Here is a 22,986-nt window from a genome sequence, read left to right as displayed (position 1 = left end):
CATACCCGGATCAGCGCGCCCGGATCAGCCGGCCAGGTCGGTGGTGAACGCCTCGTCCAGCCAGAACCGGGCGTGCACCTGGCCCTGCTCGACCCCGATGATCGCGCCGCACCGCCGCAGCAGGTTGATCGCCGACCGGTTGGCCGGTGTGGTCCGGGCGATGACCAGGTGGGCACCGAGCCGGACCGCTTCGTCCAGCACCGCGCGTAGCGCGGCGGAGCCGACCCCCCGCCCACGGGCGGACCGGCCGAGCCAGATGCCGGTCTCCACGACGGAAGGGGTGTCGAGCCGGCTGAGCCGGATGCCGCCGACCACGTCCCCGCCGACGGTGACCGCGTAGACGATGGTGCCGGCGGGCCCGAACTGCCCGCCGCCGAAGTGGGACCGGTAGAACGTGCGGAAGGCGTCCCGGCGGGCGGCGGTCCAACCGGCCGGGCCGGGCACCGGCGGCATCACCTCACCCGGCTCGGCCTCGGCCACGGCGGCAGAGAGCAACGGCTCCAACAGGTCGTCGCTCATCGGGGTCAACCGCACGTCGTGCCGCACGGCGGTAGTCTCCCAGGCCGGTGCCGACTCCGCCTTACTCATTCCGCACCTCCCGTCTACCCAGCTACCGGCCCCTGAGCGGGATAGTTGCTCAGTACCGGCGCTTCCCAAACCGCCTCGGTGACACCGGTCACCCGCGGGCCGGCGACCCGGATCCCGCCCGTCAGCTGTTGTCCCAGGTCAGTACGCATCGACGGGCCGGATCACCCGGTATCGAACAAACAAAATATCGCCGTGGCGTCGTCGTGCCGCTTGTGACCAATCGACCGATCCGGCTCGGCGGTCTCGGCCGTCCGTACCTGGCGGATCAACTCGGCTGGCCCGGCCTCGGCGAGCAGGTCCATGAGCTGCGGCCAGCTGTACCGCCCGAACCGTTCGACGGCCCGGGTCGCCCCGTCGCTGAGCAGCGCCGCCCGGGTGATCCGGCCCGGTCCGGTCAGTGGCAGGGTGCCGCAGAGCGCCCGGTCGGCCGCGGCCGGGTCGGCGGCGGCCACCCAGTAGCCGTCCGGCTGGTTCATCCACTGCCGCTGCCACCGTACGGCCCGGTGGTAGCGGTGCCGTGGGTCGTCGGTGGCCGGCGGATCGTGCTGTCCGCGCAGTCTGTCCATGGTGTCGGCCAACCGGTTGTCGGACACCACGCCGACCTGCCCGGCCGCCTCGAACACCAGTGGACTGTCGCACAGCACCAGGTAGTCCAGGTGTCCACCGGAGCGGCGCAGCAGGCACACGGTGGCCGACGGGGTTCCCGGGTGGTCCACGTCGCAGCTGGCCGCGTGGTCGTCGCGGACCGCCCGGATGGCCTCGGCGAGCAGCCCGGCCAGCGGGGCGGCCGGCGTAGCGGCGCTGGCCAACCCGAGCCGGGCGGCGAGCCGGCGTACGTACCAGGCCGGCCCGTGGCTGCAGCCGGTGTCGAAGCCGGCGGGAGCGGTGGCACCGTCCAGCACTCCGACCAGGTCTCCGTACTGCAGGATATGGTCCTCGTTGTCCGATTGTCCGGGCGCGGCGACCGAGCAGGCGTCCACCCGCATCGTCGGCAGGTCGGCCGGCGGGGCCGACGACCGGCTCGTCACCGCCGGCATCGGAGTCGGCCGGGAATCACCCTGAGCATCTCTCACCAACTCTCGGAATCCGGTCCGTCACCGACGGTAGCTTGACCGGTAGGTGGGTGTCGAGGATCGCGAGCCGCGCGGCGCACGTGACAGCGGCGCCCGGGACTCAGGGGGGACCACAGATGTTGCGTCAACTGCACGAAAAGGGCCTGCGGGCCGAACACATGTACGTCGCCGGCATCGTCAGCATCGGGATCTCGCTGACCAGCTGGATACTCTCCAAGCGGTTCGAGGCGGCGGGCGTCGACCGGGCCGACCGGTGGGGCATCTTCGTCGGCGAATGGGCACCGACGTTCATCGCGCTCGGCAACGGGCTCAAGATGTACGAGAAGTGACTGGCCCGCGCAGACGGGCCGACGGCCGATCCCGACCGGTCCGCCACCGGCGGACCGGCTCAGCCGCGCCGGGCCCGCGACCTGGCCGCCCGCAGCCGGCGGAGCCGGGCCACCAGCACCGGTTCGACGGCCAGCGCGACCGGGTTGTCCAGTAACTGGTTGAGCAGCTGGTAGTAGCGGGTGGCGGAGAGACCAAAGGTGTCCCGGATCGACTGTTCCTTGGCACCGGCGTGTTTCCACCACTGCCGTTCGAAATCGAGAACCCGCTGCTCACGCTCGGTCAGCCCGGTCGCGGCCGGCCCGGCTGCAGGCGTACCGCTGACGGTGCCCGCACCGCCCGGTCCGGTGCCGGCGTCGGACCCATCGGCGTTGCGGCCGGCGTCGTCGAGCGGCTCGGTGCCGGCGTCGTCGAGCGGCTCGGTGCCGGCGTCGTCGGAGCCCCGGGAACCGCCCGGCTCGCTGCGTTGCCGGGGAACGCCGGCCGTCGTCCGGGGGACCGGCCCGGCGCCGGGTCCGGTCCGGGGTTCGTCAGCAGCCGGCACCTCACCAGGGTAATCGCCGACCCCACGGGTACGCATCCGCCGGTTTGCGCCGTTGCGGTGTGTCGGCGACGACGCCGTCAGCTGGCCCAGCCGACTCAGCTGACGTCGCGCCGGCGCACCGTCCACGCCGCGACAACCAACACCAACAGCACCACCGCCGCCATCAGCACGCCGGTGTGCAGCCAGGTCAGCTCCGTGGTCGGCGGTACGCAGCCGGGCTGCCCGTCGCACGCCTGCCAGCTGGTCAGCTCGATCGACGAGTCCATCCAGGCGATCCAGTACACCGGCAGCACCCACGCCTCTGTGAAGGTGGCGTCGGTCACGTCGGCGAGGAAACTCAACGCGGACTGGCCCAGCACCAGTACGGCGAGGACGCCGCCGAGCGCCAACGCGGTGTGCCGGCCGATCGCGGCCAGCCCGAAGCCGACCGTGGCCGCCGCGACGACCAGCACCACCACCCGTAGCTCAGTCAACGCGACGGACCGCCAGGCACCGGCGGTCATCTCGGCGGTCGAACCGCGCCACACGGCGGTCGCCCAGTGCGCCGCCGTCCACATCAGCACGGCGGGCACGGTCACCGCCAGTACGCCGGTCAGCAGCGCGGCCAGCTTGGTGAACAGGACACGGAGCCGGCGTGGCCGCCACAGCAGCAGGTTCATCATCGCGCCGGAGGTCCACTCGGCACCGATGAACGACGCCCCGGCTGCGAAGAAGACCAGGGTGGACAGGGTCGCGAAGACGTACAGGGTGGCTGGAAAATCGCTGTGGTAGATGAACGTCGCCGGCAGGTACGGCTCGGCCGGGTACATGTCCCGGGTCGGTGCCACGATATCGGCGCAGTTCGGTGGAAACCGGTTCGTATCGGCGGCGCCGCTGCTCTGGCTGCGCTCGCATTCGGCTCGCCACTGCTCGGCCCATTCGACCCCGGCCCGGTACTCGGCCGCGGCGGTGCGCTCGGCTTCGGCGTACGCCGCCGGGCCGATCTTCTGGTTGCCGAGGAACGTCCCGACGGCGATCGCGACCAGCAGCAGCAGCGCGGCGGCCACCAGGTAGCGGACGAAGCGCCGTTTGCCGAGGCGGCGCAGCTCGGCCCGGTACAGATTCATCGCCCGGCTCCCGTCTGGTCGGCGTCGGCCGTCAGGTCGGCCTCGGTGCGGTCGGCCTCGGTGCGGTCGGCCTCGGTGCGGTCGGCCTCGGTGCGGTCGGCCTCGGAGGTCAGCTGAAGGAAGACACTTTCCAGGTCGGCGGTGACCGGGGTCAGCTCGCTGACGTACAGGCCGGCGGCGGCGAGAGTACGGGTGACTCGGGCCGGCTGGTCGACCCCGTGCACCAGCAGGTGATCGGCGTGCCGGGTGACAGTGACCGGTGAGCCGTCAACGGCGCTCAGGGCCGTCTCGGCGGCCGGCAGGTCGGCGGCAGCCTCCAGGCGTACCCGCAGACCGCCGGCGGAGTGCGCGGCCAGCACCTCGGCGACCGGTCCGGCGGTGACCCGGCGGCCCCGCGAGATGATCGTCACCGAGTCGCAGATCACCTGGATCTCGCCGAGAATGTGGCTGGACAGCACCACGGTGGTGCCGGCGGCGACCAGGTCACGCATCAGGGTGCGCATCTCCCGGATCCCGGCCGGGTCCAGGCCGTTGGCCGGCTCGTCGAGGATCAGCAGTGCCGGTTCCTTGAGCAGCGCCGACGCGACGGCCAGCCGTTGACGCATGCCGAGCGAGTAGGTGCGGACCCGCTCGCCGGCCCGGTCGGCGAGGCCGACGAGGTCCAGCACCGCCGGCACCCGGTGCGGCGCCAAGCCGCCGGCCTGAGCGAGCAGCGACAGCGTGTCCCGGGCGGTGAAGTGCGGGAAAAACTGTGGACTCTCCACGATGGCGCCGACCCGGCCGATCACCGCCGGCAGCTGCTGCGGGACCGGCTGGCCGAGGATCGCCATCCGGCCGCCGCTCGGCGCGACCAGGCCGAGCAGGGTACGCAGTGTGGTGGTCTTGCCGGATCCGTTCGGGCCCAGGAAGCCGTGCACCTGGCCGGCCTCGACCCGCATGTCGAAGCCGTCGACGGCATGCCGGATCCCACGTCGACGGCTGCGGTAGGTCTTACGCAGCCCGGAGATCTCCAGTACGGCCGTCATCCGCCACCTCCGCCGCGCGCCCGCCGTCGAAACCCGGACACACCATACGGGACCGACCGCTCAGGCGGTGACCACCGTCACGCCGAGTTCACGGAAGGCGGCGACCGTGCCGGGCTCGGCGCCGGAGTCGGTGATCAGGGTCTCCACCCGGTCGATCGGGCAGATCCGGGCGAAGGCGTGTCCGCCCAGCTTCGACCCGTCGGCGATGATCACCACCCGTTTGGCGCGGGCCACCATCAGCGCGTTCATCGACGCCTCGCCCTCGTGGTGGGCGGCGGCCCCGAGCTGCGGGTCGATCGCGTCGACACCGAGCAGCGCGACGTCCAGGGTGACCTCCCGCAGCAGCGCGCCGCCGAGCGGTCCGACCAGTTCGAACGACTGCGGTCGGACCACGCCGCCGGCGACGACGATCTTCATCCGGGAACGGACCAGCAGCTCGTTGGCGATGTTCAGCGCGTTGGTGACCACGGTCAGTTGGGCGCCGTCCGCGCTGGTGTTCAGATCCGGGCGTACGGCGAGCGCGCGGGCCACCTCGGTGGTGGTGGTGCCGCCGTTGAGCCCGACGACCATGCCGGGTTCGACGAGTGCGGCGGCGGCCGCGCCGATGCGCTGCTTCTCCGCCGAGTGCTTGGCAGTCTTGTAGCGCAGCGGCAGGTCGTAGGAGACGCCGTTGGCGACCGCCCCGCCCCGGGTGCGGGTGATCATCTGTTGCTGGGCGAGCTGGTCGAAGTCGCGGCGAATGGTGGCCTGGGAGACGTCGAGGCGGGTGGCGGCGTCCTCGACGGTGATCCGGCCGCTGTCGGTGAGCAGTTCCAGCAGAGCGTTCCAGCGTGCGTACCGATCCATGCCGCCCCTTCCCACGCTTCGCTGCTACCGCGCCTCGCTGCTTACCACGCCTCGCTGCGCAGATCGTGACCAGTTTGCTGCACACTAATGCGCGAAACGCCCGCCAGGCAAAACCTCTGGCTGCGCGATCGGGCATCACCCCAGCCCGGTTGTTGCCACCCGGTCACGAGAACGCGCACAATGACGCGCGAAAAGGTGCCAGTTCGAGCCCGAACGAGCACCGCTGCTTGTCGTCAGCGAGGAGTGTCGCGATGAGCTACGTCGACGCCGAGATCGCCAGCCAGCCGGAGTGCTGGCGCCGGGCGGCCGCACAGGCCGCCGACACCCCCGCCCGGGCGCTGCCCCGCACCGGCGAGCGGGTCGCCGTGGTCGGCTGCGGCACCTCCTGGTTCATGGCGATGGCGTACGCCGGGCTGCGGGAACGCGCCGGCCACGGTGAGACCGACGCCTTCCAGGCCTCCGAGTTCCCCACCGGCCGACACTACGACCGGATCATCGCGATCAGCCGCTCCGGCACCACCACCGAGATCACCGACCTGCTCGCCGCCGTCGACGACCCGCAGCGCACCACGGTCCTCGTCGGCGACCCCGGCTCCCCCGCCGCCCAGCTCGCCGGCCACGTCGTCGCCCTGCCGTACGCCGACGAACGGTCCGTGGTGCAGACCCGCTTCGCCACCAGCGTGCTGGCGATGCTGCGGGCCCACCTCGGCGCGGACGTGGCGGCGATCGCCGCCGACGCCGAGGTCGCCGTCCGGGCCCGGCTGCCGATCGACCCGGCACTGATCGACCAGGCCACCTTCCTCGGCCGGGGCTGGACCGTCGGCCTGGCCCACGAGGCGGCGCTGAAGTGCCGCGAGGCCGCCGTCTTCTGGTCCGAGGCGTACCCGGCGATGGACTACCGGCACGGGCCGATCGCGATCGCCGGGCCGGGCCGGATGGTGTGGGCGTTCGGCGAGATCCCCGACCACCTGGCCGACGACGTGGCGGCGACGGGCGCGGCGTTCGTGCACAGCCGGACCAACGGCGTGTACGCCGTCCTCGACCGGTGGGCCGCCGGACGCCGCCCGCTCGACCCGATGGCCGACCTGATCCTCGCCCAACGGTTCGCGGTGGCCCTCGCAGCCAGCCGTGGGCTCGACCCGGACAACCCGCGCCACCTGACCCGGTCGGTCGTGCTGACGTGACGCTGCCCGGCGGAGCCGGCCCGTCAACGCCCGGACCGTCCGACGAGGTCGTCATCGCGTTGGACGTCGGCGGCACCGGCATCAAGAGCGCCCTGGTCGGGCTGACCGACCAGGCGGTACGGCACACCGAGCGGCGACCGACCGCGGCGGCCCGGGGGCCGGCCGCCGTCGTCGACACCATCTGCGACCTCGCCGGGCAGCTCGCCGACACCGCCCGCGCCGACGGGCTCACCCCGGTCGCGGTCGGCGTAGCCGTACCCGGGGTCGTCAACGAGTCGGCCGGCGTCGCGGTCTGGTCGGCCAACGTCGGCTTCCGCGACGTACCGCTGCGTGACCTGGTGGCCGCCCGGGTCGGGCTGCCGACGGCGCTCGGCCACGACGTACGGGCCGGCGGGGTCGCCGAGGCCCGGATCGGCGCCGGCCAGGGCAGCCGGCACGTGCTGTTCGTGGCGATCGGCACCGGCATAGCGGCCGCCGCCGTCGTCGACGGCACCGGCTACCCCGGCGCGCACGGCGCGGCCGGCGAACTCGGCCACGTGGTGGTCCGCCCGGACGGCCCGGCCTGCGGCTGCCGGCAGACCGGCTGCCTGGAGGCGGTCGCGTCGGCGTCGGCGATCACCCGCCGGTACGCCGACCGGGCCGGCCGCCGCACCGGCGGCGCCGCCGAAGTGGCCCGGCTGGCCGCCACCGGCGACCCGACCGCCGGCCGGATCTGGGCCGATGCGGTCGACGCGCTCGCCGACGGCCTGCTGATCGGTCAGGCGATGTTCGACCCCGAACTGGTGGTGCTGGGCGGCGGGCTGGCAGAGGCCGGCGACCAGCTGCTCGTCCCACTGGACGCCGCCGTCCGCCGCCGGGCCACCTTCCACCGGCTGCCCCGGCTGGTCCGGGCCGCGCTCGGCGACGAGGCCGGCTGCCTCGGTGCCGCGCTGCTCGCGTCGGACCTGCTCGCGGCGGACCTGGTCGATCGGGCCGCCCGATGAGGGTCGAGGGCCGGCTGGTCACCCCCGACGGGGTACGCGAGCACGGCCGCCTGACCATCGACGGCGACACGATCACCGAGGTGGCGACGACCGGCGGTGGCCGGCCCGGGGGGTCGGCGTCGGCGTCGACTGCTGCGTCGGCGGCGGGCTGGATCGTGCCGGGCTTCGTCGACATCCACAACCACGGCGGCGGCGGACACACCTTCACCACCGGCGACCCCGACTCGGCCCGGCGGGCCGCCGCCTTCCACCTGGCCCACGGCACCACAAGCCTGCTGGCCAGCCTGGTCAGCTCGCCGGTCGAGCTGATGCGCGACGCCGTCACCCGGTTCGCCCCGCTGGTCGCCGACGGCACCCTCGCCGGACTGCACTTCGAGGGCCCCTACCTGTCGGTCGTACGGTGCGGGGCGCAGAACCCGGCGTACCTGCGCGACCCGGGGCCGGACGAACTGGCCGGGCTGCTCGACCTCGGCGACGGCGTGATCCGGATGGTCACCCTGGCCCCGGAACGGACCGGCGCGCTGGCCGCGATCGCCCGGCTGGTCGACGCCGGGGTGGTCGCCGCGATCGGCCACACCGACGCCGGCTACGACCAGACCCGGGCGGCGATCGACGCCGGCGCCACCGCCGGTACGCACCTGTTCAACGGCATGCGGCCACCGCACCACCGCGAACCCGGCCCGGTGTTCGCCCTGCTCGGCGACGACCGGGTCACCTGTGAACTGATCGCCGACGGGGTGCACCTGCACGACGGCACCCTCACCTTCGCCACGTCGGTCGGCGGCCCCGGTCGGACCGCGCTGGTCACCGACGCGATGGCCGCCGCCGGCATGCCCGACGGCGCGTACGAACTCGGCAGGCAGGCGGTGACGGTGTCCGGCTCCGTGGCCCGGCTGGCCCGCGACGGGTCGATCGCCGGCAGCACGCTGACCATGGACGCGGCGCTGCGCCGGGCGGTCGCCGCCGGCATCGACATCGTCGACGCCGTACGGATGGCGGCCACCACCCCGGCGGCGACGGTCGGCCTGGCCGGCACGGTCGGCGCACTCGCCCCCGGGCACCGGGCCGACCTGGTCGAGCTCGACGACGACCTGCGGGTACGCCGGGTGATGCGCGCCGGCGTCTGGCAGTGAGCCACGGTCACCGGCTGGTCAGAATGCTGGCGGGCGGCAGTCGATAGCCGACTTGCTGGCCGTAGGTCATCAGGGGGCGCAGGGTCGGCAGCAGGGTGGTGGTCTCCGAACGCCAGTGGTGTCCACGGTTACCGTCGAGTCGGCGGTGCCGGGCGGATGTCGTCTGCCGCAGCCGTAGGGCGCGCAGTCGCAGGGACGCCGTGGACCGGCCGGAGCGCCAGTCGAGCCAGCGCAGCCACCAGTCCCGTAGTACGTCGATGATCACTTCTTCTCCTTGGTCAACAGTCAGGTCGCGGCACGTTTGGGCAGTCGGTAGAGTCCGTGACGCTGGACGAAGATCTCGCGCCGTTCCATGGCGTTGCCGTGGCGGTCCAGCACGTAGCCGGTGAGCCAGATCCAGCCGTCGTACGTCCACTTCCGGTCCACCGCGATCACCCGGAATCGGATGCCGCGGTCGTCGGCGAACTGGACGCTCGCCTCCCGCCCGATCAGCAACACATCTCCTGGGCTCGGTTCCGGGGTCCGGAGCAGCCGGTTGTTCACCGGGTCACCCGTCGCCACATGGCCTTTCCACGCCGTCGGCGCCTCGCTCCATCGGCCAGGTGGCGCATCCGCAGCTGGGGCACCATCTGGACTTCACTCGGAACGACCACAGCCCCGCGCAGAAGCCGAGCAGCGCCGCCCCGACGAACGCGCCGACGCCTAGCATCGAGACTTCCAGATGGGTTGGGTTGGCGTGAGGATCATGACCACCTCGTCTTCTCGTAGGTGTCGATCCACTCAGGTTCGCGCCGAGGACCGAGTGAGCACGGACCTCCTGTCCAACGCGCAACCCTTGCGGACGACTGCTCGCTGACGAGGTCCACTCTCGCCGGAGGGGAAGCCACGGCGTCACAACGCACTTTGCACGTCTAGGGACGTCCTGGTTAGGATAAAGTCGTCCCTCGAAGGGTTGCGAAGGGGTAGTCATGGCGAACGACCGTCTACGGGAAGCCGTCCTGAACGCCGGCCTGACACCGCTGAGTTTGGCTGAACGTGTCGGAGTCAGCCCCAAGACGGCCGAGCGGTGGATAACGCTCAACCGTGTCCCCTACCCACGACACCGACACGCCATCGCCGGCCTGCTGAAAGAGCGTGAGTCGTACCTCTGGCCCAACGCCGCATCACCCGAGCGCGTCGCACGGGTGGCGGAATCCGAGGTCGTGCACGTCTACTCCCGCCGGTCCGCCGTGCCGTACGACCTGTGGCGGCGACTGATCGAGCAGTCCAGCGAACGAATCGGCATTCTCGTCTACGCCGGCCTGTTCCTACCGGAACTGGTGCCTACCCTGATCCGAGACCTCAAAGAAAGGGCGCTAGCCGGTGTCGACGTCCGACTACTCCTCGGCAACCCGGAGTCGGAGGCCGTGGCCCAGCGAGGAGCCGAGGAGGGGATCGGCGACGCAATAGCGGGCAAGGTGCGCAACGTGATGGCCTTCTACAATCAGCTCCAGGACGTGCCAGGTGTACATGCCCGGTTCCACAGCACGACCCTCTACAACTCGATCTACCGGTTTGACAACGAGATGCTTGTCAACACGCACGCCTACGGGTTCCCCGCCGCACATGCCCCGGTCTTCCACCTCCGGCGACTCTCCGGAGGCGACCTGTTCGACACCTACGCCGACAGCTTCGACCGCGTCTGGTCCAGCGCCGCACCGATCTGGCCCCCGCAAGTGGCAGGCTAGGAGCCGTGGCCAGGACCGAGCACTTCAACAACCCGGACGCCCCCCGACCGAACTCGATCGTTGTCGCTGTGACCGCCTTCGTCCTCGACGCGGACGACCGCGTTCTCCTGGTACGCCGGACAGACAACGACCTGTGGGCGCTACCGGGCGGGGCGCAGGACTTCGGCGAGTACATCGCCGAGACAGCCGTGCGTGAGACCAAGGAGGAAGCCGGGGTTGACATCGAGGTGACCGAGATCGTCGGCCTCTACACCAACCCGAACCATGTCATCGAGTACAGCGATGGCGAAGTACGGCAGCAGTTCTCCATCTGCTTCCGCGCCCGGTACCTGTCCGGCGAACCCACCACGAGCGACGAGTCGTCCGAAGTTCGGTGGGTTGCCCAGGATGAGCTGAGCACGCTGACGATCCATCCGTCCATGCGGCTGCGCATCGATCACGGCTACGAGGGGCGTTCGAAGCCGTACATCGGTTAGGACACCGCGAGCCGATCCGTGGTCCGCCCGACGGCTTCCAGGCAACGGCCTGCACATGACGCCAACGCCGAGGCAGAGCCGCCGCTAACCGTTCCTCGGCAAGCTCAGCCGCTCGCGCCACCAGCCCCGACATACCCGGAGCGTACGGCGTCCCTAGACGTCCCCGCCAGGCTTATACGCGCCCGGTGCCGGCCGGCTGCCGGCGGTGCTGTGAGAACTTTCTGTACGTCTTCAAGGCGGCCCGCGAAGCGGGCCGCACGCGCCGCCGCCTGGACGCGTGGCCTCCGTTCCGCTGGCGCTCCACTACGGCCCACGCAACACGCCCGGCGGCTGGCGCGGAAAGCGGGATGCCCAACGGGTCGCCGCCGAATGGGTGGCCGAGGTGGGAGAGAAGTTCAGGGGTTGTGCCGGCAGCCGGCCGGGATCGGGTCGGGCAGGCGCACGGCGTGGTGGAGCGCACGCCGGGCGCGTCGGCAGGGTGCCGGCCGCGTGCGGGGGTTGCGGTTACTGCGCCTCCGGCGGGGGCGCTCTGTCAGCTCCGGGATGGGAAAGATCGTCGGCGGCTCGCGGTCCGTGAGTGGTTGCGCGAGCCATCCCGCCCGCCATCGACCCGGGCAAGCCGAGCAGACCACCGCCCGACCCGCCAGCGTCCGTACGAGCCGTCAAGGCCGTCTTGACGTGGCGGGCCGGGCGGAGGCCCGCTCCCCAGGAGGGCGGGTCGACGGCGGACGGGATGAGAAAGTCAGCGGTCGAAGATTCTCACCGTTACCGCCAGCCCTTCGACCGTTGATTCTCGGCTCAGGTCCGCCTCTAGTCCACGGGGGCCGGGTAGGATTCCGTCATAGTCGAAGACAAGGCAGATTAGATGCTTGGCGCGCTGCTCTGTCTTGTACCGGTCCCGATCCACAATCAGCTCGTCGCCCAGACTGCGAGCCGTCATGCTTGGCCGCGCCCGCTTGATCTCGACAGCCAGCTCGAAGGAGGGAAGTAGGAAGTCGATCCGAGCTGCACCGCCGGCGACGTTAGGCGTCCACGTCTCAGCCTCGATCCACCGACGCGGTTGCCGCGGAATGTTGGTTGATCATTTCTGTATTGGGTGGTGCGGCGGGCGTGAGGGAGTCGCCGATCACGTGATCGGCTTGCTCCGAGGGTGAGTGTTCGGGGTGGAACGGGATTGTGGCCTGTGGTCGGGCCGCCTGGTTTCGGCTGGTGGGGTGTGGTCAGCCGGGTGCCGGCTGGACGGCGGTGAACAGGTTGTCGAACGCCGCCTGCCAGGGCCAGTACTCGGGCAGGTGTAGGTGGATGGTGCGGGCCCGGTGGGCGAGGCGGGCTGCGACGGTGATGATCCGGGTCCGGATGGTGGCGGGTCTGGCGGTCGACCAGGTGCCCGCGGCGAGGTGTCCGGCGGCGCGGGTGAGGTTGTGCGTGATCGCGGCGCAGGTCAGCCAGGCGTCGTTGGCGCTGAAGTGTCCGGAGGGCAGGTGGGCGAGGGGGCCGGCGATCAGGTCGGCGTTGACCTGCTCGATGATCGCGTGTTGCCGGTGCTGGGCTTCGGCCTGTACGAGGGTGTACGGGCTGTCGGTGAACACGGCGTGGTACCGGTAGGTCGGTAGGAGTTCGTCCTGGCCGGGGATCTGTTGCGGGTCGTCGCGGCGGACGCGGCGCACGATCAGCCGGGCGGTCGCCTCGTGTCGGGTGCCGGCGAACGCGGTGTACGTGGTTTCGGCGATCTGCGCGTCGGAGATCCACCGGCCGGCGTCTTCGTCCCGGACGGCCTGCGGATAGGTGATGTCGACCCACTGGTCGGCGGCGATGCCGTCGCACGCGGCGCGGATCTTCGGGTCGATGCGGCAGGTGACCGAGGACCGCACGCCACGACGCCGGCAGCCGCTGATCACCGTCTTGGCGTAGAACGCCGAGTCCGCTCGCACCATGATCTCCCCCGAAGCGCCGCATGCCCGGGCGGTCGTGATGGCCTCGGCGATCATGGTGGCGGCGCCCCGGGACGAGCCGGCGTTACCCGACCGCAGCCTCGTGGCGGCGATCACCGGCGCGGACAGCGGGGTGGACAGCGTCGCGACCAGGGGGTTGTAGCCGCGCAGGTAGACGTTGTAGCCGCCGACCTTGGCGTGGCCGAACCCGATGCCCTGCTTCTGCTTGCCGTACACCCGCCGCAGCATGGAGTCGATGTCCACGAAGCACAGGGTGTCGGCGCCGGTCAGGATCGGTGCCCGGCCGGTCAGACCGATCAGGGTGTCGCGGGCGGCGGCCTGTAACTGCCGTACGTGCCCGTGGGTGAACGTACGCAGGAACGACCCGAGCGTCGACGGCGCGTACACGCTGCCGAACAGCGACCGCATGCCACCGTGCCGGGCGATGTCGAGGTCGTCGATGCTGTCCGCGCCCGCGAGCATCCCCGCCACGACCGTGGCGACCTTCCCGGCGGGGTTCGCGCCCTTGTCCGTCGGCAGCCGCACCCGGTCGGCGACCGCGTCATGCAGACCGGCCTGCTCGGCCAGGCGCATCACCGGAACGAGACCGGCACACGACACCAGATTCGGATCGTCGAACGTCGCGCGCACCACCGGCGCGTCCTGGCGTATTCTCACCTGCGAGGTGCCCTCTCGAACCGAGCGATAGAAGCGTCAGAACTCCTATCCTTCCAGTTCAGAGGGCACTTTCTATAGCCGGGGTCCTGCCGGTCCGACCTTCATCGGTGGATCGAGGCTAAGAGCGCCTGCTCATGATTGCCGCGTAGAACTGAAACGCCAAGTGGCCACTCCGCTACCAAGCGGGCTACCAAATCAAGGACATTTGAGGTGCGAGGCCCACGATCAATGAGGTCGCCTACGAAAACCAAGCGTCGCCCGGCCGAAAACCGCGAGTCGAGTAGTCTCGCAAGCTGCTCATACGAGCCGTGAACATCACCAACCACCATTAGTTTATGGTTCATATCGGCGGTACAGCCAGCGCAGTGTATTCGAATCCCTCTTCTGGGCCGGCGAGCACTTGTGTCATCAAGGTGGAGGCGTAGGGAAACTCAGGAAACAGGGAGACAGCGAGGGAATCCAGCGTGGTATTTGCCGAGGGAAGTTCACCCAGCAAGTCGCTGATGGCCTGATAAAGAGCGATCAGGTCATCGGGACGTGGCGGAACGAGCCGCATTTCCAGAGCACGGCTCATTGAAGGAATGCCCAGGGTTTTAGCAACTATGTCAGGGTCAAACTCCGGCTGCCCCCTCTCGGCTAGGACGGCGTAGCAAGCCGTCCTAGCGACGTAGATCCCGAGCTTTCGCAGGCCGACCGCGTGGAGCGATGCATCCGTAACGGTCAGCGCCCGCCCGGCGGCAGCCAACTCAGCAATCGCCTTCCGGAAGTGCGGAGGATACTGATAACTGGCAAAAATCTCCCCGAGTGTCCCATCGGGGTCGCTCAGGATGTAGCCGTCAGTGAGCAGGTGGAGCATGAAGAGGCTGCCCTGCTTTGACATCTCCTTCAAGGTGTTGATGTTGTATGCAGTCACGTTGACGTCCCCGTCGGAGTACTTACCGGGACGTGTTCGCACCACTTGGAGGACATCGATGTCGCTGTCTGTCCGGGCGGTGCCCCGTGCCTGGCTTCCGTACAGGGCAACAGCAACGAACGGCCCTCGTACCGCTGCCATGGCCCGCGCGATGACGTCCTGAGGCGGTTGCCTGGTACTAGTCGTGGCCTGGTCCAACGGCACGAGCGACGGGGTCATAACAGGAGCCTAACGACCTGCACCGACAACCTGATACGGGCAGACGCCTTCCTCCGCTCGTATGGCCGAGCGTCCGGCTGTGCTTGACGGTGCACATCAAGCGCTGGCCCTCCTCCACAGGGCCGCTTGAGTACGGCAGCGTCCCTGTCGTTGACACGTCCCAAACCGCCGGGCGCGCCGGACGCGAGTTGGAGCAGTCTTGCTGCGACGATGTGGGGGTAGGCGAGCGCCACCGACTGCCCCCACGTAGTCAGGCGATGAGGGGCGCGGTGAGCGTCGCGACAGCCGCAATGAGGCCAGCCGCCGCTGTGACCAGCCCTGTTACCGCCGTGGGGTAACCGATCCGTCGCCCGTAAACGTCTTCCGTTGCCTTGGCCGGTCGCCAGCGGCGGAGGCAGCGCGGTGAGCCCGCTACCAGGAGGTCGGTTCGACAGCAACGGTGACAGCAACGTGCCCGGACGAAGGACAGCCGTCGGCGGCCGGGCACGGACCGTGACCCGAATTCGCCGACGCGGACGGACCCTGCCGGGCGAAGCGCGCAGAGCGCGTAAGCGAGATGTCGCCGGTTCGAGCCCGGCCGGGGGCTCCAGCACAGACACGGCGGGACACCTTGACGGCAACGGTGGTCAGGACAGCCGTCCGTCGAGCTTGCCCAGGGCCCAGCAGCGACCCATCCCTCCATGCGACTGCGCGTCGATCACGGCTACGAGGGGCGTTCGAAGCCGTACATCGGTTAGGACACCGCGAGCCGACCCGTGGTGCGCTCGACGGCTTCCAGCAGTGTCGGTCTGGCCCGTACCCAGAATCTGGTGACCAGGTGATCCGGGCCATAGCGTTGCTCGATCTCCGCCAGCCGGTCCGCAACGGCGACGTCGTGTCCGTCCGGGCCGGTCGTCATGTCCGCGTACCAGAGGGCATCAGCGGTCAGCGACTGTTCCTGCGGGAACTCAGCGGCCAACTCGTCCCGGAGGCCGCGTTCCTCCGCCTCGAACAGTGCGCACGAGTGGTGAGCCACCAGAGCGGCCACGCGGTCGGATACCCCGACACGACGTAGCCACCGCCCGCCGTCAAGAGCGTGCAGGCCGGTATCGGCCACCCCGGGTGCGTACCCGACATCGTGCAGCCACGCGGCAGCGACGAGAACCTCAGCGTCCGTCGGGTCCAGGACGTGACTGACCTCGCCGGCCTTCCTGGCAACGGCCTGCACATGACGCCAACGCCGAGGCAGAGCAGCAGCTAACTGTTCCTCGGCAAGCTCAGCCGCTCGCGCCACCAGCCCCGACATACCCGAGAGCGTACGGCGTCCCTAGCGAAGCGGGCCGCACGCGCCGCCGCCTGGGCGCTCGGCCTGCAGTCCGCTGCCGCTCCGCTCCGGCCACGCAACACGCCCGGCGGCTGGCGCGGACAGCGGACACCAACCGGGCCGCCGCCGACCGTCAGCGTTGCGGAATGTGTGGTGTTGGGGCCGGCAGCCGGCCGGGGCGCGGCGTGGCCGAGGGGTGGATGCCCCTATCGCTTCTCGCGGTGCAGAGAGGGAGACCCCGAGACGGTGATCTTGGCTCGTCCTCCGCAGCGGGCTACCCGGAAACCCGGTATGGAGGTGCCAAGTCGCCTGCTGCCTCGATCAAAAAAACCCGGCCCCTCTAGGGAAAACCGGGTGGTATATACAGTGAACTCTAGCGCAGCCAGGTCCGACCTGCAACTGAAACTGGCGACAGGGCTCCTACCAGCCGGACGGGCGTACGTAGGTCCCGGCGGGGCTGACGACCGGGTCGCTGAGCTGGCAGGTTTGCAGCCCGCAACTCGACGCGGCACCGAACAGCGAGGGTTTACTGGTTAGAAGAGCCCGGCGGGGCGGTCCAGGTCACCGGGCACCCATGGCAGCCGTACGGTGTCCCACGGCACCCGCTGCAGCAGGCGCAGCAGCAGCCAGCCGAGCAGCAGCCCGGCGACCGAGTCGGTCAACCAGTGGTAGCCGAGGTAGACCGTGCTGCAGAACAGGACCGTCGCCGGCAGCAAGCGCAGCGCCAGGTAGCCGGGGAACGGCCGCCGGGCCGGGACCTGCCGGCCGTACGACCGCAGCAGACCGGTGATCAGCAGGGCGATCACCGCGTACCAGACGATCGCGTTGGTCACGTGCCCGGACGGGTACGCCATCGCCGGGGTCGCCTCGGTGAACAACCGCTCCGGGAACGGGTCGTCGAAGTCGTGCGGATAGCCCCGGGGCAGCAGCACCTTCATCGCGCCGACGCTGAGGTAGGTCGCCACCACCGCGCCGAGCACCGGCAGCAGCGGACGCACCGAACGGACCCGCCGGGCCAGCCAGAGCGCCAGCACGGTGGAGACCGGGATCAGCAGCCAGCCGCCCTGGCCGAAGAAGTTGAGCACCCGGGCCACCCAGTAGGCCACCGGCGGCCGGTGCGCGTCGACCCAGTCGCGTACCGCCAGGTCGGTGTCGAGGAACACCCCGGCGGCGAGCGCCCCGGTCAGCCCGGCCAGCGCGGCCAGCAGCACCGCGTCGAACCACCAGCCGGCCGGCGTCGGCCCGGGTCGCCGCGGCGCGTCGGCCGGCGGCGCGGACGGGCGGGTAGCGGTCGGCTCGGGCACGCCGGCCAGGTTACCGAACCGGTGCGGTGACGATGTCGTGTCGGTGCGGCGACAGCTTGACGGCGGGACCACCACGAAGACGCTGAATATGGATCAAATCAACAGTGTTAGCCGAGCCACGGCAGGCGGCATCCGGGCGTCGTACCCGTCATGCTTGATCCCGTGCGGATCACCTCGGCCCTTGTGGACCCGGCGCTGCTCGACCTGCCCTGGTCGACACCGCTGGAGCAGTGGCCTGCCGACCACCTGGTGGCGCTGCCGCAGGGCATCTCCCGGCACGTCGTCCGGTTCGTCAAACTCGCCGGCACCGTCTACGCCGTGAAGGAGACCGGCGAACGGGTCGCCGAACGCGAGTACGACCTGCTGCGCGCCCTGGAGCGCATCGACTTCCCGGCCGTCGAAGCGGTGGCGATCGTCGCCGACCGCACCGACGCCGACGGCGAACCGCTCGACCCGGTGCTGATCACCCGGCATCTGCAGTTCTCGCTGCCGTACCGGGCGCTGTTCTCCAACCAGCTGCGCCCGGAGACCCTGGCCCGACTGCTCGACGCGCTCGCCGCGCTGATCGTCAGGATGCACCTGACCGGCTTTTTCTGGGGTGACTGCTCACTGTCCAACACGCTGTTCCGCCGCGACGCCGGTGCGTTCGCCGCGTACCTGGTCGACGCCGAGACCGGCGCACTGCGGCCGGGCCTGTCCAACGGGCAACGCGGCGAGGACCTGGAGATCGCCCGGGTGAACATCTTCGGTGAGGCCCTCGACCTGCAGGCCGCCGGCCTGCTGCACGAGTCGATCGACCCGGAGACGGTCGCCGACGAGGTCGTCGCCCGCTACGAACGGCTGTGGCATGAGATCACCTACGAGCAGCACATCGAACGGGAGTCCCGGCACGACATCGAACGGCGGATCCGACGGCTCAACGAGCTCGGCTTCGACGTCGCCGAGGTGGCGATGTCGGTCGTCGACCGCGGCTCCTACCTGGTCCGGCCAAAGGTGGTCGACGCCGGCTACCACAGTCGGCGGCTGCTGCGGCTGACCGGCCTCGACGCCGAGGAGAACCAGGCCCGCCGGCTGCTCAACGACCTCGATGCGCACCGGGCGGAGAGCGACCTGACCGACGAGCAGCAGGCGGCGCACCGCTGGCTGACCGAGGTTTTCGAGCCGGTGGTCCGGGCGGTCCCGGCCCACCTACGCCGCAAGGTCGAGCCGTCGGAGCTGTTCGCCCAGGTCATCGAACACCGGTGGCGGCTGTCCGAGGAGGCCGGCCGGGACGTCGGGCTGGCCCCGGCGGTCCAGTCGTTCCTGGCGGACGTGCTGGTGCACTACCCCGACGAGCAGGCGGTACTCGGCGCCGAGGTGCCGGTCGCCTGACCGGCCCGGCCGGGATCCAGCGGGTAGGCCCGGATCGCCGACCCGGTTCAGGTCGCCGGCTCGGCCTCGTCGACCGGCTCCGAGGCCTGCTTGAGCAGCCAACTCAGCCCGGACCGGCGGGCCACCACGGTGATCCGGTCCCGGGCCCGCAGCCGGAAACCCGACGCCGGCAGCCACACCGGACCAGGCTCGCCGAACTGCGCGAACGCAATCACCCGTACGCCCGGATTGTCGCCGGCGGCGGCGAGCGACCCGCCGTCCAGCGCCGACCCGGCGGCGACGATCACCTCGGCGACCAGCAGCACGTGCCGGGCCACCGGAATGGTGGCGATCACCTCCCGGTCCATCAGCGCGGCGGCGAACGCCGGCGCCGCCAGGTACGACACGCTGCGCGAGATACCAATGTTGAAGGTGCGCTGGATCCGGCTGGCGAAATCGCCGTCGAACAGCCGCAGCACGACGTGCACGTCGCTGTGGATCTCCCGGGCGTACAGCGCCGCCTGCAGGTTCGTCACGTCGTCGGTGGAGACGATCACCAGCGCCCGGCAGGTCGCCACCGAGGCGGCGCGCAGCGTCTCCTCCTGGGAGCCGTCGCCGATGATCAACGGTATGTCCAGCTCCCGCGCGACCGGCACGCCCCGCGCGTCCGGGTCCTTGTCGACCCCGACCACCTCGACGCCGAGGTCGTGCAGCTGCCACATCACCCGGGTGCCGACGTTGCCGAGCCCGACGACCACCACGTGCCCAGCCCGCTCCGGCCGGGTCTGCCGGTCGGCTATCGCCAGCCGGGCGTTCACCAGACCGTCCACCACGGCGGCGGTGAGCAGCGGGATCAACGCCAGCCCGGCCAGGCTGAGCACCACCTGCATCACCTGTACGGCTGCCGACTTGCCCAGGTCCGGATCGGCTCCGCTGAGCGTCATCACCACGGTCAGGTAGACCGCCTCGGCGACGCTCACCCCCTCGGCACGTGACAGCAGCATGCCGAAGACCACCACCACCGCCAGTACGCCGAGCGTGGCCATCCCGATCTTGCGGGTGGCGAAGGACCGCAACGCCCGCACCGGATCCCGCCACAGCCGGGCGCGCTGGCGGGCGCGGATGATCCGCCGGGCCGCCCGGACCGGCGCCAGCTGGCTGCCGGCAGCCTCGGCCAGCACCAGATCGGCGGTGTGCTGGTCGGCCGGCAGCACCCGGGGGCGGCCGGCGTCGCTCAGGTCGGCCAGCCCGCAGATGACGTGCTCGGGGCGGACCTCGTCGCGCTGCGCCACGTGCAGCGTCCGGCCGCCGTGGCGGAAGTGGGTCGGCGAAACCACCCCGAGGGCGGCCGCGACAAAGGCGGGTGCCGCCATCGACGCGTCGGACAACACCTCGCAGTCGACGAACAGCCGCTTCACCCGGCTGCCCAGCCGGGTGTTGAACATCCGCATCACCACCCGCAGGTCTGGCTCGACCTCCTGGGCGCACAGCGCGGCGTTGATGTTGCCGACGTCGTCCTGGTTGAGCAGCGCCAGGCCGCGCGCGCCGGCCAGCCCGGCGCTGCGGAACGTCTGCTCGGTCAGCCGGTCGGCCCGCAGCAGCCGGATGCCTTTGATCGACCGCATGTCCGGACCGTCCGGTCGGGGCCGGGTCGGCACGATGACCGTCACTGTGGCGGCCGCCGCTACCAGCTCGCCGACCAGCCGATAGGCCAGCGGGTCGTGTCCGCAGACGACGTAGTGCGGCTGGTTGTCGCCGTTGCTGCGCAGCCGACCGCCGACGGCGCGGCGGGCGCGGTCACGCCACGGGTCGACAGCCATGGTCCGGATGGTAGCCACCGACGGCACGCGCGGGGTGACCGCAAAGTCGCCTCCCGGCGGGACCGGACCGGCACACTGGACCCGGCATCCGGCCCATCACCGCAAAGGGGAGGACGAACTCTTGGGACTGTCCCGAACGGTCGGCCGGCTCTTCGGCGTACGGTCCGAGCTGGTCCGAGCGGATCCGGCCGGCACCGACCGGGTGGCCGCAGGCACCGACGCGCTGGTCGTCGGCGGCGGCATCGCCGGCATGTGCGCGGCGATCGTCCTCGCCGAACGCGGCGTACGGGTCACCGTGCTGGAAGGCGCCGCCCAGCTCGGCGGACGGCTGGCCGCCTGGCCGGAGACGCTGACCGACGGTACGGTTCAGCCGGTCGACCACGGTTTCCACGCGTTCTTCCGCCAGTACTACAACTGGCGGGCGATCCTGCGCCGGGCCGACCCGACACTCGGCATGCTGCGCCCGGTCGACGGCTATCCGGTGTGGTCGGCGCAGTGGCCGCCGGAGGAGTTCGGCCGGTTGCCGACCACACCGCCGCTGAACCTGCTCGCGCTGCTGCTGCGCAGCCCGAGTCTGCGGCTGCGCGAACTACGCGAGATGGACCGTCGGGCGGCGATGCCGCTGCTGGCCTACCATCCGGACCGGACGTACGCCGAGCTCGACCACCGGTCCGCCGCCGAGCTGCTGGACTCGCTGCGGCTGCCGGACCGGGCCCGCGCCATGCTGTTCGAGGTCTTCTCCCACTCGTTCTTCAACCACGAGCGGGAGATGTCCGCCGCCGAGCTGGTGGCCAACTTTCACTTCTACTTCCTGGGCAACCCGGAAGGGCTCGGCTTCGACGCACCGGAGCAGGACTACGACGCCGCGATCTGGCAACCGCTGCACGAACATCTGCGCCGGCACGGTGGCCGGGTGGTCACCGGCGACGTGGTGCACACCGTCATCCCCCGGCGGGCCAACGGGTGGCAGGTGCGGTCCGCCTCCGGAGCCGCGCACACCGCCCGGTACGTGGTGCTGGCCGTTGACCCGCCGGCGTTGCGCACGCTGCTGGCTGACTCGCCCCGGCTGGCCGAGGCCGCGCCGACGTTGGCCGAGCGGGTCGGCTCGCTGGTCGACGCTCCTCCGTACGCGGTGGCCCGGCTCTGGTTGAGCGGCGATGTCGCCCCAGACCGGCCGGTGTTCAGCGGCGTCTCCCGCCAGCCGACCCTGGACTCGGTCACCCTCTACCACCGGCTGGAGCGTCAGGCGCGGCAGTGGGCGCAGCGCAGCCGGGGCGCGGTGCTCGAACTCCACGCGTACGCCTGCCCGGAGCAGGTGCCGGCCGAGTCGCTGGCCGACCGGATGCGTGCCGAGCTGGCGGCGCTGTGGCCGGAGGTGGCCGACCTGCCGGTACTGGAGTCACGGGCGCGGGTCGAGGCGCAGGCCCCGGCGTTTCCGCCCGGGGCGGCGGCGGGGCGGCCCGGCGTGGTCACCGACGCGGACGGGTTGTTCCTGGCCGGCGACGGGATCGACACTGATCTGCCGAGCGCTCTGATGGAACGGGCTGCGGTGACCGGGATCCTGGCCGCGAACCACATCCTGCGTCGGGAGGGCGCGGCCACCGAGCCGCTGCGGACAATTCGGCGCTACGGGCTGTTGGCGCGGGAGCGACACCCGTCAACGTCGGCCGACGTCGGCCCGCCGCAGTAGTGGTAGTGCGGCGGACCGACGTCGGTCAGTTGTCCGTCAGCTGGTCTGCTCGACCGCGTCGCGGATCTCGACGAGCGAGCCGGCGGCTTCCTCGCCGGTGCTGAAGTAGAACACGTACATCACCAGCGCGCCGCGGCTGGCCCAGACGCAGACCCCGCCGGGGATGCCTTCCAGGTCGGCGTCGCCGCACCGCGCCGACCCGCCCTTCGGACCGGCGTCGACGTCGGTGACGTCGGTCATCCCGAGCCCGGTGGCGTCGCCTTCGGTGGCGTCGGCCAGCTCCTGGTCCGGGTCGGCCATCACTCCGGATACACCGGCGATCATGACCAGGTTCTCCTGCTCGATGTCGCCGTAGAAGGCACCGATGCTGCTGGTCGACTCGGGCACGTCGGCGGCCAGCCCGGTGGCGACCTCCTCGGCGAGGCCCTGGAAGGTCGGGTCGGTGTTCAGCTCGCGGCCGGCGAGGGTGTCCGGGGTGACCAGCCGGGTCTGGGTCGCTTCGATGACCTCACCGACGGTGTCCCGGACGAGGAAGAAGGTGACAGCCGCCCCGCCGAGGCAGAGCACCAGCACGGCGGCGATCACGATCAGGATGATCCGGCCGGCCTTGGACTTCTTGGGCGGCGGGGCCATCGGAACGCCGGGCTGGCCGGCGTAGGCCGGCCCGGGAGCGGCTCCAGCCGGCGGCACCGGCTGCGCGCCCGGGTACTGCGGCTGAGAGGGGTCAGACATGTTCTACCTACTTCTGATGAGGGCCCCGTGACTC

The 22,986-nt window shown here is 70.9% G+C and carries 22 protein-coding genes; 8 read left to right on the top strand and 14 right to left on the bottom strand.

Features of this window, described 5'->3' with window-relative positions; all coding sequences use genetic code 11:
• Positions 1 to 24: 24 nt before the first annotated feature.
• Both O7553_RS00480 and O7553_RS00475 read right to left on the bottom strand, forming a co-directional pair.
• Positions 25 to 546 (bottom strand): GNAT family N-acetyltransferase, encoded by a 522-nt coding sequence (locus O7553_RS00480; RefSeq protein ID WP_281555819.1) that lies wholly within the window; start codon positions 544 to 546, stop codon positions 25 to 27.
• A gap of 203 nt (positions 547 to 749) precedes the next feature.
• Positions 750 to 1,625 carry a protein phosphatase 2C domain-containing protein gene (locus O7553_RS00475; protein ID WP_281555818.1) on the bottom strand — a complete coding sequence of 292 codons (876 nt, stop codon included), beginning with the start codon at positions 1,623 to 1,625 and terminating at the stop codon, positions 750 to 752.
• 152 nt (positions 1,626 to 1,777) lie between these two features.
• On the opposite strand from O7553_RS00475, the gene O7553_RS00470 reads away from it, so the two are divergent.
• The gene (locus O7553_RS00470; protein ID WP_281552950.1) at positions 1,778 to 1,990 is read left to right on the top strand and encodes a hypothetical protein; all 213 of its coding nucleotides are present in this window, start codon (positions 1,778 to 1,780) and stop codon (positions 1,988 to 1,990) included.
• Positions 1,991 to 2,049: 59 nt separating this feature from the next.
• Here O7553_RS00470 and O7553_RS00465 read toward each other — a convergent pair whose 3' ends face one another.
• The 4 genes from O7553_RS00465 to O7553_RS00450 all read right to left on the bottom strand — a co-directional run bounded on the left by O7553_RS00465 (position 2,050) and on the right by O7553_RS00450 (position 5,509).
• The gene (locus O7553_RS00465; protein WP_281552949.1) at positions 2,050 to 2,532 is read right to left on the bottom strand and encodes a DUF3263 domain-containing protein; all 483 of its coding nucleotides are present in this window, start codon (positions 2,530 to 2,532) and stop codon (positions 2,050 to 2,052) included.
• A gap of 95 nt (positions 2,533 to 2,627) precedes the next feature.
• Positions 2,628 to 3,638: an ABC transporter permease gene (locus tag O7553_RS00460; protein ID WP_281552948.1), complete on the bottom strand. Its 1,011-nt coding sequence runs from the start codon at positions 3,636 to 3,638 to the stop codon at positions 2,628 to 2,630.
• The gene (locus tag O7553_RS00455; protein WP_281552947.1) at positions 3,635 to 4,663 is read right to left on the bottom strand and encodes an ATP-binding cassette domain-containing protein; all 1,029 of its coding nucleotides are present in this window, start codon (positions 4,661 to 4,663) and stop codon (positions 3,635 to 3,637) included. The genes O7553_RS00460 and O7553_RS00455 overlap by 4 nt, the downstream gene beginning before the upstream one ends.
• Positions 4,664 to 4,723: 60 nt before the next feature.
• Positions 4,724 to 5,509, bottom strand: a complete 786-nt coding sequence (locus O7553_RS00450) for a DeoR/GlpR family DNA-binding transcription regulator (protein ID WP_281552946.1) — start codon at positions 5,507 to 5,509, stop codon at positions 4,724 to 4,726.
• A gap of 251 nt (positions 5,510 to 5,760) precedes the next feature.
• Here O7553_RS00450 and O7553_RS00445 point away from each other — a divergent pair, with 251 nt between their 5' ends.
• Genes O7553_RS00445 through nagA form a run of 3 tightly spaced genes read left to right on the top strand, consistent with a single transcriptional unit; the run spans position 5,761 to position 8,809 of the window.
• Positions 5,761 to 6,693 carry a sugar isomerase gene (locus tag O7553_RS00445; protein ID WP_281552945.1) on the top strand — a complete coding sequence of 311 codons (933 nt, stop codon included), beginning with the start codon at positions 5,761 to 5,763 and terminating at the stop codon, positions 6,691 to 6,693.
• Positions 6,690 to 7,676: an ROK family protein gene (locus tag O7553_RS00440; RefSeq protein ID WP_281552944.1), complete on the top strand. Its 987-nt coding sequence runs from the start codon at positions 6,690 to 6,692 to the stop codon at positions 7,674 to 7,676. Before O7553_RS00445 ends, O7553_RS00440 begins: the two co-directional genes overlap by 4 nt.
• Positions 7,673 to 8,809: an N-acetylglucosamine-6-phosphate deacetylase gene (gene nagA / locus O7553_RS00435; RefSeq protein WP_281552943.1), complete on the top strand. Its 1,137-nt coding sequence runs from the start codon at positions 7,673 to 7,675 to the stop codon at positions 8,807 to 8,809. Before O7553_RS00440 ends, nagA begins: the two co-directional genes overlap by 4 nt.
• 7 nt (positions 8,810 to 8,816) lie before the next feature.
• On the opposite strand, the gene O7553_RS00430 is transcribed toward nagA, so the two are convergent.
• Together O7553_RS00430 and O7553_RS00425 are read right to left on the bottom strand one after the other, a co-directional pair.
• The gene (locus O7553_RS00430; protein WP_281552942.1) at positions 8,817 to 9,074 is read right to left on the bottom strand and encodes a hypothetical protein; all 258 of its coding nucleotides are present in this window, start codon (positions 9,072 to 9,074) and stop codon (positions 8,817 to 8,819) included.
• A 20-nt stretch (positions 9,075 to 9,094) separates the two neighbouring features.
• Positions 9,095 to 9,307, bottom strand: a complete 213-nt coding sequence (locus O7553_RS00425; RefSeq protein ID WP_281555817.1) for a hypothetical protein — start codon at positions 9,305 to 9,307, stop codon at positions 9,095 to 9,097.
• Between the two features lie 470 nt (positions 9,308 to 9,777).
• Here O7553_RS00425 and O7553_RS00420 point away from each other — a divergent pair, with 470 nt between their 5' ends.
• Both O7553_RS00420 and O7553_RS00415 read left to right on the top strand, forming a co-directional pair.
• Positions 9,778 to 10,536 (top strand): XRE family transcriptional regulator, encoded by a 759-nt coding sequence (locus O7553_RS00420; protein WP_281552941.1) that lies wholly within the window; start codon positions 9,778 to 9,780, stop codon positions 10,534 to 10,536.
• A 5-nt stretch (positions 10,537 to 10,541) separates the two neighbouring features.
• A complete protein-coding gene (locus tag O7553_RS00415) occupies positions 10,542 to 11,012 on the top strand; it encodes an NUDIX domain-containing protein (protein ID WP_281552940.1) in 471 nt (156 codons plus the stop codon).
• A 1,220-nt stretch (positions 11,013 to 12,232) separates the two neighbouring features.
• Here the strand turns inward: O7553_RS00415 and O7553_RS00410 are convergent.
• The 4 genes from O7553_RS00410 to O7553_RS00395 all read right to left on the bottom strand — a co-directional run bounded on the left by O7553_RS00410 (position 12,233) and on the right by O7553_RS00395 (position 17,360).
• Positions 12,233 to 13,621, bottom strand: coding sequence for an IS1380 family transposase (locus O7553_RS00410; protein WP_281550678.1), 1,389 nt, complete (start codon positions 13,619 to 13,621; stop codon positions 12,233 to 12,235).
• Between the two features lie 340 nt (positions 13,622 to 13,961).
• Entirely contained in the window at positions 13,962 to 14,753 is a 792-nt protein-coding gene (locus O7553_RS00405; RefSeq protein ID WP_281552939.1) for a nucleotidyltransferase domain-containing protein, read from the bottom strand.
• A 733-nt stretch (positions 14,754 to 15,486) separates the two neighbouring features.
• Positions 15,487 to 16,038, bottom strand: a complete 552-nt coding sequence (locus tag O7553_RS00400; protein ID WP_281552938.1) for an HD domain-containing protein — start codon at positions 16,036 to 16,038, stop codon at positions 15,487 to 15,489.
• Between the two features lie 551 nt (positions 16,039 to 16,589).
• Entirely contained in the window at positions 16,590 to 17,360 is a 771-nt protein-coding gene (locus tag O7553_RS00395) for a phosphatase PAP2 family protein (RefSeq protein ID WP_281552937.1), read from the bottom strand.
• A 150-nt stretch (positions 17,361 to 17,510) separates the two neighbouring features.
• Here O7553_RS00395 and O7553_RS00390 point away from each other — a divergent pair, with 150 nt between their 5' ends.
• The gene (locus O7553_RS00390; protein WP_281552936.1) at positions 17,511 to 18,731 is read left to right on the top strand and encodes a DUF4032 domain-containing protein; all 1,221 of its coding nucleotides are present in this window, start codon (positions 17,511 to 17,513) and stop codon (positions 18,729 to 18,731) included.
• A 47-nt stretch (positions 18,732 to 18,778) separates the two neighbouring features.
• Here the strand turns inward: O7553_RS00390 and O7553_RS00385 are convergent, their stop codons facing one another.
• Positions 18,779 to 20,530 (bottom strand): NAD-binding protein, encoded by a 1,752-nt coding sequence (locus O7553_RS00385; RefSeq protein ID WP_281552935.1) that lies wholly within the window; start codon positions 20,528 to 20,530, stop codon positions 18,779 to 18,781.
• A 121-nt stretch (positions 20,531 to 20,651) separates the two neighbouring features.
• Between O7553_RS00385 and O7553_RS00380 the strand changes: the two genes are divergently transcribed.
• A complete protein-coding gene (locus O7553_RS00380; RefSeq protein ID WP_281552934.1) occupies positions 20,652 to 22,220 on the top strand; it encodes an FAD-dependent oxidoreductase in 1,569 nt (522 codons plus the stop codon).
• A 36-nt stretch (positions 22,221 to 22,256) separates the two neighbouring features.
• On the opposite strand, the gene O7553_RS00375 is transcribed toward O7553_RS00380, so the two are convergent.
• Complete coding sequence (locus O7553_RS00375; RefSeq protein ID WP_281552933.1) at positions 22,257 to 22,952, bottom strand: hypothetical protein; 696 nt, start codon at positions 22,950 to 22,952, stop codon at positions 22,257 to 22,259.
• Positions 22,953 to 22,986: the final 34 nt, after the last annotated feature.

Origin of the sequence: Solwaraspora sp. WMMA2059, assembly GCF_027497315.1 — a bacterium.
Taxonomy (GTDB): domain Bacteria; phylum Actinomycetota; class Actinomycetes; order Mycobacteriales; family Micromonosporaceae; genus Micromonospora_E.
Note: the sequence above shows the minus strand (reverse complement) of the source record. Positions and strands in the feature narration are given on the sequence as shown.

What these genes read in the sequence shown, in the direction of transcription:
- O7553_RS00475 (WP_281555818.1), bottom strand. Translation starts at nt 1,625, where the DNA reads ATGCCGGCGGTGACGAGCCGGTCGTCGGCCCCGCCGGCCGACCTGCCG.
- O7553_RS00470 (WP_281552950.1), top strand. Translation starts at nt 1,778, where the DNA reads ATGTTGCGTCAACTGCACGAAAAGGGCCTGCGGGCCGAACACATGTAC.
- O7553_RS00460 (WP_281552948.1), bottom strand. Translation starts at nt 3,638, where the DNA reads ATGAATCTGTACCGGGCCGAGCTGCGCCGCCTCGGCAAACGGCGCTTC.
- O7553_RS00455 (WP_281552947.1), bottom strand. Translation starts at nt 4,663, where the DNA reads ATGACGGCCGTACTGGAGATCTCCGGGCTGCGTAAGACCTACCGCAGC.
- O7553_RS00450 (WP_281552946.1), bottom strand. Translation starts at nt 5,509, where the DNA reads ATGGATCGGTACGCACGCTGGAACGCTCTGCTGGAACTGCTCACCGAC.
- O7553_RS00445 (WP_281552945.1), top strand. Translation starts at nt 5,761, where the DNA reads ATGAGCTACGTCGACGCCGAGATCGCCAGCCAGCCGGAGTGCTGGCGC.
- nagA (WP_281552943.1), top strand. Translation starts at nt 7,673, where the DNA reads ATGAGGGTCGAGGGCCGGCTGGTCACCCCCGACGGGGTACGCGAGCAC.
- O7553_RS00420 (WP_281552941.1), top strand. Translation starts at nt 9,778, where the DNA reads ATGGCGAACGACCGTCTACGGGAAGCCGTCCTGAACGCCGGCCTGACA.
- O7553_RS00405 (WP_281552939.1), bottom strand. Translation starts at nt 14,753, where the DNA reads ATGACCCCGTCGCTCGTGCCGTTGGACCAGGCCACGACTAGTACCAGG.
- O7553_RS00400 (WP_281552938.1), bottom strand. Translation starts at nt 16,038, where the DNA reads ATGTCGGGGCTGGTGGCGCGAGCGGCTGAGCTTGCCGAGGAACAGTTA.
- O7553_RS00390 (WP_281552936.1), top strand. Translation starts at nt 17,511, where the DNA reads ATGCTTGATCCCGTGCGGATCACCTCGGCCCTTGTGGACCCGGCGCTG.
- O7553_RS00385 (WP_281552935.1), bottom strand. Translation starts at nt 20,530, where the DNA reads ATGGCTGTCGACCCGTGGCGTGACCGCGCCCGCCGCGCCGTCGGCGGT.
- O7553_RS00375 (WP_281552933.1), bottom strand. Translation starts at nt 22,952, where the DNA reads ATGTCTGACCCCTCTCAGCCGCAGTACCCGGGCGCGCAGCCGGTGCCG.